This window comes from Akkermansia sp. NBRC 115031, from assembly GCF_030268505.1.
Classification (GTDB): Bacteria; Verrucomicrobiota; Verrucomicrobiia; order Verrucomicrobiales; family Akkermansiaceae; genus Akkermansia; species Akkermansia massiliensis.
On the sequence record NZ_BSQU01000006.1, the window covers coordinates 34,359 to 46,656 of the forward strand.

Below are 12,298 nucleotides of genomic sequence, written 5' to 3' on the forward strand. Positions count from 1 at the left end.
CCGCTTCATACCACCCTGAAAAACCATGAAAATCGCTACGATTGCCGCCCTGGCCCTCACCCTGGTACTTCCCTCTCTGGCCCAGCAGTCCGCCACTAAAATCGTTACGGAGAACGGGCAGCCCACGCTGGCCCTGGATGAACAGTTCGCGGCCCGGCTGCGCAGCGGCAGGACGGAACAAAACGCCCCCGCCACGGTTCCCTCGGAATTCTCGGCAGCCGCCCCCGGACTTCCCCTCCCCGCGGACGCCAACCACGCCGCTGTGAAGGAAACGGCGGAAGAACGCAACCGTCGCATGGAATGGTGGAGGGACGCCAAATTCGGCATGTTCATCCACTACGGCCTGTATTCCGGGCTGGCCGGGGAATGGAAAGGCAAGCCCGGCGGTTCCGAATGGATTCAGAAAAACGTGGAAGTGGACACGGATTCCTACGCTGCGGAAGCCCTGCCCCTGTTCAAGCCCAAGGAAGGGCTGACGGAAGAATGGGCCCGGCTTGCCCGAGACGCAGGGTGCCAATACGTGGTGCTCACCAGCAAGCATCATGAAGGCTTCGGCCTGTTTGACAGCGCCCAGACGGATTACGACGCCAAAAGCGCCGTAAACCGGGACATTATCCGCGAATACGTGGACTCCTGCCGCAAGCGCGGCTTGAAGGTAGGCCTTTACCACTCCGTCATCGACTGGCACCACCCGTCCTATGACAACACCATCTGCCCGGACCTCTGCTACCCCGCGGGACAGGCGGAAATGCTTAAAAGGAAAAACATCCCGCGGGACCACGCCGCCTACCAGAAGTACCTGCACGCCCAGGTCCGGGAGCTGATGACCCGTTACGCTCCCATTGACATCATGTGGTGGGATTATTCCCAGGGAGCCATGGAAGGGGCCAGGGGCTGGAAAGCGCCGGAACTGATGGACATGGTGCGCTCCATCAATCCCGGCGTCATCATGAACAACCGCCTGTACGCCTATTCCGGCCTGAACCGGGACCAGGCCGGCACGCTGGACCTGCGCTGCGGGGACTACATCACCCCGGAACGCTTCATCCCCCGGCGCGGCTATCCCGGCGTGGACTGGGAATCCTGCATGACGGTGAGCGACAAATGGGGCTACAACCGGTATGACACCAATATCAAGTCTCCGGAAACCGTCATTGAAAAACTGGTGGAATGCGTCACCAAGGGAGGCAACCTCCTGCTGAACGTGAACCCGATGGCGGACGGAACCGTTCCGGAAAAAGTGGCCGCCACCATGCGCGGCGTGGGCCAGTGGCTCAAGATCAACGGGGAGGCCGTGTACGGCACGCGGGCCTTCACGGAACTGGACCAGCCCGCCTCCATCAACCGGCAGGGGGACATCTTCGTCTTCCTGGTTCCTCCGCCGGACAAGGGACCGGCCCAGCCGCCCAGCGAAGGGACCATGAAGGAACTGACGGAAGGCGCGGAATACGCCCGCATGCAGCCGCTGGATTCCACCGGATACGAGGACGAGGAAGGAACCTCCGTCTCCCTTCCCGCAGGCTACTCCAAAGCGGTGCTGCTGGGAGACAACACCGCCCTGCCCGTCGTCAACGGAACGGTTCTGTTCAAGGCGCACGAACACTCCAAAACGCCCTGTTCCGTCATCAAACTGAGCAAATAGCCCTCTTTTCCACTCATTTTCCTTATGGAGGAAGACCTTTTTTCCCTGGCGGCCGGCAAGCAGCCGTCACAGCAGGCAAAGGATGAAGCGGGATCCCAAGCCGGAGAACCGCAGGAAAGCGCCGCCCCCGTCCAGCCCGGCAAGACGGAGGAAGACGTGCGCAACCGCGTGGACTACCTGCGTTCCGAACTGCGCCGCCACAACCGGCTGTATTACGAACAGGCGGAACCGGAGATCTCCGATGCGGAATATGACGCCCTGTTCTTGGAGCTTGAAAAACTGGAACAGGCCCATCCTGAACTGGCTGACCCGGATTCACCCACGCGCCGTGTGGGGGGGGCGCCGCTCCAGGGCTTCAACCAGATCAGGCACGCGGTGCCCATGCTGTCCATTGACGACATTTTCGAGCAGCGCGACGCCCCTGTTCCGGACGAGGAACTGGTGGAATTCTACAACAAGCTGGTCAAGGCGCTGAAAACGGAAACGGTGCCCGTCTCCGTGGAACCCAAGATTGACGGGGTGGCCCTCTCCATCATGTACCGCGGCGGCCAGCTGGCTTATGCGGCCACGCGAGGGGACGGAGACGTGGGGGACGACGTAACGGCCAACGTCCGCACCATCCGCAGCGTCCCCCTCACCCTTCCCCCTGGCGCCCCTCCCGTGCTGGAAGTGCGCGGGGAGGTCTTCATGCCCAATGAAGCCTTTGCCAAACTGAACGAGGAACGGGACGCCGAAGGGCTCCCCGCTTTCGCCAACCCGCGCAACGCCACCGCCGGAACCCTCAAGCAGCTGGACCCCCGGCAGGTGGCCGCCCGTCCCCTGGCCTTCCTGGCCCACGGGCTTGGCGCGTATGAAGGGCCGGAACTCACGAATGTAAAGGATTTCTGGGACATGCTCCGCCACTGCGGCATTCCCTGCAATGATCCGGTGTATTATACGGACAGCCTGGAATCCACCCGTCAGGCCGTGCGGGACATTGACAGGCTCCGCCACACGCTCCCCTACGGCACGGACGGCGCCGTCATTAAAATCAGCTCCATGGCCACCCGGGAGGCCCTGGGAGCCACGGCGCGCGCGCCCCGCTGGGCGGCGGCGTACAAATTCCCCCCGGAACAGAAGGAAACCGCCCTGCTGAACATCATCGTGCAGGTGGGCCGCACTGGGGTGCTGACGCCCGTGGCGGAACTCAAGCCCGTGCTGCTGTCCGGCTCCACGGTGGCGCGAGCCACCCTTCACAACCAGGATGAAATCGACCGGAAGGACGTCCGCATCGGAGATACCGTGCTGGTGGAAAAGGCGGGGGAAATCATCCCCGCCGTTCTGAAAGTGAACCTTTCCAAACGTCCGGCGGATGCCAGGCCCTACAGCATTCTGGAAGCCACGGGGGGCCTGTGCCCCGCGTGCGGCAACCCCATCATGAAGGAGGAGGGAAAAGTGGCCTGGCGCTGCACCAACTTCACCTGTCCTGCGCAGGCCGTGTCGGGCATCACCCACTTCTGCTCCCGCTCCGCGCTGGATGTGGAAAGCATCGGCTCTTCCGTGGCGGAAGCTTTGAGAAGCTCCGGCCTGGCTGCCTCCGCGCTGGACCTCTTCCCCCTGAAGCTGGAACAGCTCGCCAACCTGAACCTGGGCACGCCGGAGGAACCGCGCCGCTATGGGGAAAAGAACGCCCAGAAAGCGCTGGATGCCCTGCAACACGCGCGCGAGCTTCCGCTGGAACGCTGGCTCATCGCCTTCGGCATTCCCCTGGTGGGGGAAGTAGTCGCCAAGGCGCTGGCGGACACGCACCCGGACCTGGAGCATGTGGCGGACTCCTCCTACCTCCGGGACATCGTGCGCCTGGACGAGCTGATGGAACAAGCCGCCAAAACCAACCCCAACACCCGTGAAAACAGGAAGGCGGTGAAGGAAGGCGCGCTTTCCGCAGAGGCGGCGCAGGAGCGCCATCAGGAACTGACGGATGAAATCAACCGCCTGACCGCCCCCTATCTGGAAACGGGCTACCTGCGCAAAAATACGGCCAAGTTCAGCTATGGCTCCGAAATCGGCGTGGCGGCGGCCAAATCCCTCCAGAGCTTTTTCACCTCCGCAGCGGGGAACCATACGATGGACGTTCTGCGCGGCCTGGGCATCAATCCCCAGTCCCAGTCCTACCGGGCCAACCTTCTGGAAATCCCGGCGGGGGCCCTGTCCGGCAAGACCTTCGTCATCACCGGAACGCTCAGCCAACCGCGGGACTACTTTGAACAGCTCATTGCCGCCCACGGGGGGAAAGCCACCGGAGCCATTTCCAAATCCACCTCCTACCTCCTGGCAGGCAGCGGCGGCGGCTCCAAACGGGACAAGGCCCTCAAGCTGGGCGTTCCCGTCATCTCCGAGGAAGACTTCAACAAGCTGGTCGGGGAATAGGCCGCCATCCCTACCCTACTCTGTTTCCCATCGACGCTACAGAAACCCGTTCCCTGCATCATGCCGCAGGCTTCCGCCTGTTCCATCCCGCCGGAGCTCAAGGCAAAAACGCCCAATGTGCCCCCTCCGTCCACCCCTTCTCCCTTCCATGGTCCGTCTGATTTTTTCCGTGTGCCGCATTCCGGGAATTTAATTCCTGAATCCTGCAAAAAAGCTTGCTACGGACCGGCATCTGCTCCCTAATAAACCGCGTATGCTGAACCTGCCTAACGCCATTACCCTGACACGGATTGCCCTGGTAGTCGTCTTCACGGCAGCAGTCAGCATCGCGGATCAGTATTCCTGGGGATACCTGGCCGCACTGGTCACCTTCATCCTGGCGGCCTGCACGGACTGGCTGGACGGCTACCTGGCCCGCCGCCTGAACCAGGTTACCACCTTCGGAAAGCTCATTGACCCCCTGGCGGACAAGATTGCCGTTTCCGCCGCCTTCATTTACCTGACGGGCGTGGGGCTCTGCCCCGTCTGGGCCACCATTCTCATCATCAGCCGGGAATTCCTGGTCACCGGCCTGCGCCAGATCGCCCAGGACCACGGCATCATCATCCCTGCGGGAACGTCCGGCAAATGGAAAACCGCCTTCCAGCTGGCTTTCTGCATCGCCTGCCTACTGGCCCTGACCTGGACGCATACGCCGGAATACCTGCCCTCCTTCCTGGACCAGCTTGCAGCGCTCTGCCTGTGGCACGGATCCGGAGCCTCCAATTTCCTGTACCAGTTCACGCTGTGGGGTTCCATCATCCTGACCGTTTATTCCGGGGCCGTTTACTGCGTGGGCGCGCGCAAATTTTTCAATCGGTAGATTCAATGACTGTTAACAAATAACAGGAATATCACCCATCTACTCTCAGCGTTTACGGTATCCTCGATAGAGATAGTCCGCTTTGGGAATTTTTCCAATAGTACGATCCAATAGATCGGGAATTTGTCTATCGTCATAGCCAGCCATCCTCAAATATTTCTTCACTTCCAATGCTTTTGCAGGATAGCATTTTACTAACAAGCTTACAAAATCCTCTTCCATATCCTCAACAATACTCTCAGCCTTTCTTGCACGTCTTTCCCTAATATGTAATGTATTAAAAAACGCAAAAACATCTGCATCTGATTTCTGCAAGTTTTTTTGATTCACTAAAAATTCCTGTTCTGATTTCTGAATCATTTCGTCAAGACCATGCACTATTTCACTACGAAATTGGCCTAGAATCACAGCATTGGAAGCTAAGAAAATTTCAAGAGCCACTTTTGGGTCCAAATCCATTTCCTTCACAGTCGCTTTATCCCTGATCAATCGGGAGGATAAACGTCGCAGGATGCCTTCCTTAATACTGTAATCCAAATCTCCTCTGCGAATTAACCATTGCAGCTCTTCCTCCGCATTGACATTTGCAAAAGGAGCTTTTGCAATCAAATAACGTAGCCACAATACTTCTTTAATATCGTCTCCGTTCCATGCATGATCCCTATTTTCCATCAATCTTTTCAATATTTTATCCGTTATATTGAAAAAACTGCATACGTTTCCTTTTTTCAAAGATTCATCCAGTTTCATTAAAGAACGGGAAGAGTCTTTATAAATATCAGTATAAGGAGGCACCTTCAGCTCATCTGCAATGGCAGAGGAATAACCGCATAACGATAACACACAGATAAAAAATAAAATTCCGTTCATCTTATTATTCATTAAGAATCTATATTTTTAGCAGTTCCTGCTGTACTTCGTTCAACACCGCGATCAAACTTGGAGACTGTTACTTTCACTTCTTTTAAACCATTCCCATTCGGTCTCTGTCCATCAAAATCAATCACAGCAGTCATAGGAAAATCTTTTCCACTGACCTGACAATATTCTTTTTTGTCCACATGAACATAAAATCCACACTGATATATATAGGTGATTGGATAAGGTCTATTCTGAACATCCCATACTGTTCCTTGCTCAAATCCAATATTATCAAATTGAAAATGGTTCCTTGATCCAAGAACAGCAACATCCTTGACAGGTTCGTGAACCGGAGCATCCTCAGGCAAATCTTTATCATTTGCCTTTTCAATCAACCCCAATTCTTGAAAATTGACCGTCAATGGATGAATTATTATTATAATTTGAGAGGAAGCCCCTACTAGATTTTTATCTCGTCCACCATCCACGGGATAACCCGGTACTCTGAAACCGGAGGAAATACCTTTAATATCACTGGGAACAAATATTTTAAATTTCTTCTCAACAGGTTTTTCCCCAATATTCGTTTTTACTTTTACAGTAAGATCACAATTATTTATAATTTTATTACTTACTTTTAAATTAGCCTTTAATGGATTTTCATTATTCATATCCAACACAGCCATATCCTTACATTTATCTTCCAGAAACCATTTAACGGATTCTTTATCTACATCGCCCACTCTCTTACCACCCAAAGACAACTTGATTTCCTCTCCTATCCCTACATCTGTCCTTTTCTTATCTGCTTCCTTATCTGTTTTTTTAACAAGGCATATTACCGAATTCAATACTGTCTTAGATGTTATCTCCAGTTCCCCTGTGTCAGGTTCCATTTCCTCAGCATCGGTTATATTTATGCTGATGGGTATGATTGTTATAAAAACCACCACTACAGAACTATGCATTTTCATATGCTAACTCTTATCCTCAACCATATCAAATCATGTTAGATTTTTTACAAAAATCTGATAATTAATATTTTATAAATAAATATAACGGAATTATTTACCATCAAACAAATACGTATGGAATTTTTTCTCTTGACGGCTGTCCTTTGCCGTGCTTTTATGGCCCTGTTCCCGCCGAATGGTGCTTGGTTGTTGATTTTTGATAGTCATTTGCGGTTGGCGGAATACGGGCGTCTCCGTATTGATCCTTTCAGTATCGCTCCTGCGGGCTTCTTTTTGTTCCGCTATTGTCGTGATTCCGTCAGTTCATTGCAGCCGAGGCGCATTCACAGACACATCAATAAACATGGTATCAACCACATTCAGGGAGCTTGGCTTGTCGGCTCCCATTCTCCGCCAGCTGGAGAAACTGGAGTACAAGACCCCCACCCCCATCCAGGCAGCCTGCATCCCCCTGCTGCTGCAGAACAAGGACCTGATGGGACTGGCGCAGACCGGAACCGGCAAAACGGCCGCGTTCGCCCTGCCCCTTATTCAACAATTTTCAGAACATCCCAGAAAGCCGCTTGCCCGCCAGGTAAGGGCGCTCATCCTGAGCCCCACCCGGGAACTGGCCGCGCAGATTCATGACAACATCTGCGCCTACGCCAAAGGGCTGAACCTGTCCACCGCCGTCATCTTCGGCGGCGTGGGGTACGCCCCCCAGTTCAAGAAGCTGGCCGGCGGCCTGGATATTCTGGTAGCCACGCCCGGCAGGCTGATTGACCATCTGGAACGCCAGACCGTCAACCTGGGCGGTGTGGAAACCCTGATTCTGGACGAAGCGGACCACATGCTGGACATGGGCTTCGCTCCGGCCCTGAAAAAGATCGTCGCCAAAATCCCGAAGAAACGCCATACCCAGATGTTCTCCGCCACCATGCCGGACAACATTCTGCAACTGGCCCAGTCCCTGCTTCAGGAACCGGAAACGGTGATGGTCACCCCCCCGGCCGCCACGGCGGACAGGGTGGAACAGTCCCTCTGCATGGTTGGCTCCCAGGCGGAAAAAAGGCCCCTTACCCTGGATCTGCTGGAACAGCAGGAACAGCCGGGCCGCACGCTCATCTTCACCCGGACCAAGCACGGCGCGAACCGCCTGGCCTCCTTCCTGACCGGAAAGGACCACCCGGCCTCCGCCATCCACGGCGACAAGAGCCAGGGCACGCGTGAACGCATGCTCCGGGAATTCCGTTCCGGGGAAACGCCCATTCTCGTCGCCACGGACATCGCCGCCCGCGGCATTGACGTGAAAGACGTGCAGCTCGTCATCAACTACGATCTGCCGGAAGAACCGGAAGTCTATGTGCACCGCATCGGCCGCACGGCACGCGCCGGAGCCGCCGGGCAAGCCATCGCCCTCTGTTCCCCGGATGAAATCAAAAAAGCCAGGGACGTGCACAAGCTGCTGGGGCGCCTCCTTCCCGTCCATTCCTCCAGCGCCACCATACCGTCTGAATTGCAGACGGTTCCCGGCACGCACCGGGAAAGGAAAAACTCCATGCAGGAAAACCGTTCCGCCTCCCGCAGGGGGCCGCGGAAAAGTTACGGAAGGCGGAATTCCGCCGGAAGGCAGGGAAGCCGTGCGGGCGCATGATTTTAATCATTCAAAAAAACTTTTGAACGAAATCAGGGGCTGCACAGTCTCACTTGCTACAAACGGTTCACCGGACCGTTCCAGTCGGGAAGCTTCAACCGGAGTTTCAATCATGAAAATCATCTCGTCCATCATCAAGACACTGTGCGTGGGTACCGTCGGTTCCCTCGCCTGCCAGGCCGCCATGCAGGCTTACGCGGATGACGTTCCCTCCACGTTTGTGGAAGGCAACTATTCCCCGGAAGTAGCCCGCTACGTGCAGAGCATCGCAGGCGTGGCGCTGGCCTCAGGCATTCATGATTATGACGAAAACGCTACCAGCAGCTATCAGGTTCTGGCTCAGGTTCTCAACAGCGGCAATGCAACGGAATTGCCGGACGACCTGAAACGGGCCATTGAAATGCTGACCAGCTACGTCCCCGACCCGAACGCGACCATTCAGCCGATTCTGACTAAAAAACAGATTGAGAGGATGGAGCAGATGGCGGACCGTATTGAAAACCTGATGGAGGAAAAATACGGAGTGGACCTGGAAGACTGCATGAATATCATGAAACGTGCATTGGCCCCGTCCATTCCCGACATCCTCCGCTCCTGTGACATGGAAGGCACGCAGCTGCCGACCACCACCGTTTTCCGCCCCAGGCTGGGCAAGGCGCTGAATGAAGCTTATGCCAGGCTTGCCGCGTCAAAACTTCCCGCCGCCGGCACGGCTCAGTAACCGGACCACTTCAAAACGACCGGGAAGATGATCCCGATTCCACGGCATGCGGACCCCGTCAAGGTTCCCTGAACAGAAGCCGCAGGAAACGGAATGATCTTCCCCGTCGCCAGGAAAGGAAACAACAGCCAGCGCCGGCGACACCACGCAACACTCTCCGGATGTCCTCCGATGCAGGGCCGATCCTTCGGACCGCGGTGCAGCGATACGCTCACCCCCCTTCACTCCCAAGCAACGGCATGCAACATCGGCACAACCGGGTGATGCACCTGACAGGCCCCGTCCTTCCCGCACTGCGGCAGGAATGGGGCCTTTTTCATGCCCGCCTCCCGGAAGGAGCCTGCCTTCCCCTCTTTTGACGCCTCCGGCGCGGAGCACCTCTCTCCCGCAGGAGAATGCATTTTTTGCACCATCCGTGAAAGAAAGATTCTCAAGTCCGGGTATGTATGGCAAACTAAGGACTCAAATCCTTCCATATAATTACCATCCATGGATAATTCATCATCACGCCGTCGTTTCCTTCAGACCCTGGGTCTGGCTACTGGCGCCCTGGCTGCCGGTTCCTTCGCCAACGCCCAGGAAGTAGCTCCCCTGGCTCCCAAAAAGATCATCGTTCCGGACCCGAACAACATCGGTCCCATGACCACGTGGCCCCCGCGCAAGCCCGGCGCCATCTACATGGGCGGCTTCAGGGCCCCCAAGCTGGACAAGGTGCGCGTGGCCTTCGTCGGCGTAGGTGAACGCGGCTCCATGCACGTGGGCCAGATGGCCGTCATTGAAGGCGCGGAAGTCGTCGGCATCTGCGACCTGTACAAGGACTGGGCGGAACGCAACGCGGCGCTGGTGGAAAAGAAGACGGGCAAGCGCCCTCCCATTTTCACGAACGGCCCGGAAGACTACAAGCGCATGATGAAGGAAGTCAAGCCGGACGCCGTCATCGTCTGCCCCAGCTGGGAATGGCACTGCCGCGTCACCTGCGACGTGATGAAGATGGGCGCCCACGCCTTTGTGGAAGTGCCCATGGCCGTCTCCATCAAGGAGCTCTGGGAAATCGTGAACACCTCCGAGGAAACCCGGAAACACTGCATGATGATGGAAAACGTCAACTACGGACGTGAAGAACTCATGTACCTGAACATGGTGCGCCAGGGCGTCATCGGCGACCTGCTGTACGGGGAAGCCGCCTACATCCACGAACTGCGCGGCCAGATGAAGCAGGTGGACCGCGGCACCGGCTCCTGGAGAACCTACCACTACGCCAAGCGCAACGGCAACGTCTACCCCACGCACGGCCTCGGCCCCATCGCCCAGTACATGAACCTGGCCCGCAAGGACGACTGCTTCGGCAGGCTCGTTTCCTTCTCCAGCCCGGCCCTGGGCCGCGCCGCCTATGCCAAGAAGAATTTCCCGGCGGACCACAAGTGGAACAAGCTGGACTTCGCCTGCGGCGACATGAACACCTCCATCATCAAGACCACCATGGGCCGCACCATCCTGGTGGAATGGGATGAAACCAGCCCGCGCCCCTACTCCCGCCTGAACCTCATTCAGGGCACCCTGGGCACGCTGGCCGGCTTCCCGACCCGCGTGGCCGGTGAAAAGCTGGGCAACGGCAACTATCACGAATGGATTGAAGGCAACGAAAAACTGGCCCCCATTTTTGAAAAGTACGATCACCCGCTCTGGAAGAAAGTCGGCCCGCTGGCCCTGAAGATGGGCGGCCACGGCGGCATGGACTTCGTGATGCTTTACCGCATCATCGAATGCCTCCGCAAGGGCGAACCGATGGACCAGAACGTATACGAAGGCGCCTTCTGGTCCTCCGTCTCCGAGCTTTCCGAATACTCCGTGGCCCAGGGCGGCATGCCCCAGGTGTTCCCGGACTTCACCCGCGGAGACTGGAAGACGACCGCCCCGCTGGGCATCGTTCAGTAAAAAACTCATTCCCCATCCGGCCTGGAGCTTTTCCGCCTTTACAGCGGGCTTCCAGGCCGGAGCGGATTTCCCGTTCAGAAAACAGGCCGCTGCAAGGCGTGCCTGTTTTTTATTGGCGTGAACAGCGGTTGCAGGGGCAAAAGGAAGCAGGCTGTTCCATTGGCAGCCCCCCTGTTCCTTGATGGAACGGGCGCTCACGTTCATAAAGACGGAGCATGAAAACCCGCAATAAGCATTGGTTCCCTGCCTGCTGTTAGTGAAAAAGGCAGGAAAGGAAGAATGCCTTGCACCCGGAAGGTACAACCACACAGCCTGAATAATTTATGAAAGCGCCGACTCAACTCATTTCTTGAGGATTCTCTTTAGATTGGCAATGTCCAATAACAAATTCACCGTTTCAAAATTCCCCTTGTAAAACACGCCCCAGTTATTGAAGACGCAGGGCAATTCCTTTGCTTTTTGCAGCGTATCCACCCTGATGAGAGATACCGGAACATCGTTCTCTCCACAGTACCGTTTTATGATCTCAATGTTTTGATGCACAAAGGGGCATTGCATATCATAATAAATTGTCAGCTCCCGGCTCTCAATTCTCCCCTTTTTGGCATTCGGCGCAAACCTCGGCGTTGTGCCGTCAAAGGAAAGAGCAAGCAGTTCATAGCCATGGCTGGCAGCATCCACCGCCTCAAAGCCGAACTTCTTCGCGAAGGATTGATCGGCAAGCCAGGCTTTTTGTTTTTCAGCTCCGAGCATGCAAACGCCGGATTTGCCCTTTTCCCTGGCATCAGCCAGACAATATTCCATCAGCAATTTTCCATACCCTTTCCCCTTGTAGCTGCCGGAAACCCACAAGCAATATATATAATAGTAGTTGTCCCCAAGGATGGGAACCCAGGCCGTCTCCAGAGGGGCATATTCAATAAAAACCACTCCCTTGGCATTTAACTTTCTAAAGACGTGGCCTTCCCTGATCCGGCCGGAAAGCCATTGCCGCTTTGCTTCAACGCCCGGATGGGGGGCCCGGCTGCGGATAATGCAGCATAAATGTTCACTGGCCAGATTGTCCGCCGTTAAATTGATAAAATCCGTATTCAAAGGCGCATCTTCCATTCTACTAATTTTAATATCCGCCTGCGGAAATGTCAAAAACTCATTCCGTGCCCCGACTTCCCGTTGCAGGCACAAGCCCTTTTGTTCATCCGGGCATCAGCGGGCGCATTACTCCCTTGGCAAATGGGGCGCATTACAACAGAAACAAGGC

At 56.0% G+C, this 12,298-nt stretch carries 9 protein-coding genes; 6 read left to right on the forward strand and 3 right to left on the reverse strand.

Annotation, left to right across the window (positions count from 1 at the left end):
* Positions 1–25: 25 nt before the first annotated feature.
* The 3 genes from QSJ36_RS08925 (at position 26) to pgsA (ending at position 4,913) form a co-directional block, all read left to right on the forward strand.
* Complete coding sequence (locus QSJ36_RS08925; protein WP_285468350.1) at positions 26–1,642, forward strand: alpha-L-fucosidase; 1,617 nt, start codon at positions 26–28, stop codon at positions 1,640–1,642.
* A gap of 24 nt (positions 1,643–1,666) precedes the next feature.
* Positions 1,667–4,051, forward strand: coding sequence for an NAD-dependent DNA ligase LigA (gene ligA, locus QSJ36_RS08930; RefSeq protein ID WP_285468352.1), 2,385 nt, complete (start codon positions 1,667–1,669; stop codon positions 4,049–4,051).
* A gap of 253 nt (positions 4,052–4,304) precedes the next feature.
* Complete coding sequence (gene pgsA, locus QSJ36_RS08935) at positions 4,305–4,913, forward strand: CDP-diacylglycerol--glycerol-3-phosphate 3-phosphatidyltransferase (RefSeq protein ID WP_253231547.1); 609 nt, start codon at positions 4,305–4,307, stop codon at positions 4,911–4,913.
* Positions 4,914–4,958: 45 nt separating this feature from the next.
* On the opposite strand, the gene QSJ36_RS08940 is transcribed toward pgsA, so the two are convergent.
* Together QSJ36_RS08940 and QSJ36_RS08945 are read right to left on the reverse strand one after the other, a co-directional pair.
* Entirely contained in the window at positions 4,959–5,783 is an 825-nt protein-coding gene (locus QSJ36_RS08940; protein ID WP_285468353.1) for a hypothetical protein, read from the reverse strand.
* Positions 5,784–5,794: 11 nt separating this feature from the next.
* Positions 5,795–6,748 (reverse strand): hypothetical protein, encoded by a 954-nt coding sequence (locus QSJ36_RS08945; RefSeq protein ID WP_285468355.1) that lies wholly within the window; start codon positions 6,746–6,748, stop codon positions 5,795–5,797.
* Positions 6,749–7,091: 343 nt separating this feature from the next.
* On the opposite strand from QSJ36_RS08945, the gene QSJ36_RS08950 reads away from it, so the two are divergent.
* The 3 genes from QSJ36_RS08950 (at position 7,092) to QSJ36_RS08960 (ending at position 11,037) form a co-directional block, all read left to right on the forward strand.
* Complete coding sequence (locus QSJ36_RS08950; RefSeq protein WP_102721414.1) at positions 7,092–8,381, forward strand: DEAD/DEAH box helicase; 1,290 nt, start codon at positions 7,092–7,094, stop codon at positions 8,379–8,381.
* A 112-nt stretch (positions 8,382–8,493) separates the two neighbouring features.
* On the forward strand, positions 8,494–9,102 hold the full coding sequence (locus QSJ36_RS08955) for a hypothetical protein (protein ID WP_022397077.1): 609 nt from the start codon (positions 8,494–8,496) through the stop codon (positions 9,100–9,102).
* 489 nt (positions 9,103–9,591) lie between these two features.
* The gene (locus QSJ36_RS08960) at positions 9,592–11,037 is read left to right on the forward strand and encodes a Gfo/Idh/MocA family oxidoreductase (RefSeq protein ID WP_022397076.1); all 1,446 of its coding nucleotides are present in this window, start codon (positions 9,592–9,594) and stop codon (positions 11,035–11,037) included.
* 342 nt (positions 11,038–11,379) lie between these two features.
* On the opposite strand, the gene QSJ36_RS08965 is transcribed toward QSJ36_RS08960, so the two are convergent.
* Positions 11,380–12,132 carry a GNAT family N-acetyltransferase gene (locus QSJ36_RS08965; RefSeq protein WP_345783935.1) on the reverse strand — a complete coding sequence of 251 codons (753 nt, stop codon included), beginning with the start codon at positions 12,130–12,132 and terminating at the stop codon, positions 11,380–11,382.
* Positions 12,133–12,298 lie beyond the last annotated feature (166 nt).

What these genes read in the sequence shown, in the direction of transcription:
- QSJ36_RS08925 (WP_285468350.1), top strand. Translation starts at nt 26, where the DNA reads ATGAAAATCGCTACGATTGCCGCCCTGGCCCTCACCCTGGTACTTCCC.
- ligA (WP_285468352.1), top strand. Translation starts at nt 1,667, where the DNA reads ATGGAGGAAGACCTTTTTTCCCTGGCGGCCGGCAAGCAGCCGTCACAG.
- pgsA (WP_253231547.1), top strand. Translation starts at nt 4,305, where the DNA reads ATGCTGAACCTGCCTAACGCCATTACCCTGACACGGATTGCCCTGGTA.
- QSJ36_RS08940 (WP_285468353.1), bottom strand. Translation starts at nt 5,783, where the DNA reads ATGAACGGAATTTTATTTTTTATCTGTGTGTTATCGTTATGCGGTTAT.
- QSJ36_RS08945 (WP_285468355.1), bottom strand. Translation starts at nt 6,748, where the DNA reads ATGAAAATGCATAGTTCTGTAGTGGTGGTTTTTATAACAATCATACCC.
- QSJ36_RS08950 (WP_102721414.1), top strand. Translation starts at nt 7,092, where the DNA reads ATGGTATCAACCACATTCAGGGAGCTTGGCTTGTCGGCTCCCATTCTC.
- QSJ36_RS08955 (WP_022397077.1), top strand. Translation starts at nt 8,494, where the DNA reads ATGAAAATCATCTCGTCCATCATCAAGACACTGTGCGTGGGTACCGTC.
- QSJ36_RS08960 (WP_022397076.1), top strand. Translation starts at nt 9,592, where the DNA reads ATGGATAATTCATCATCACGCCGTCGTTTCCTTCAGACCCTGGGTCTG.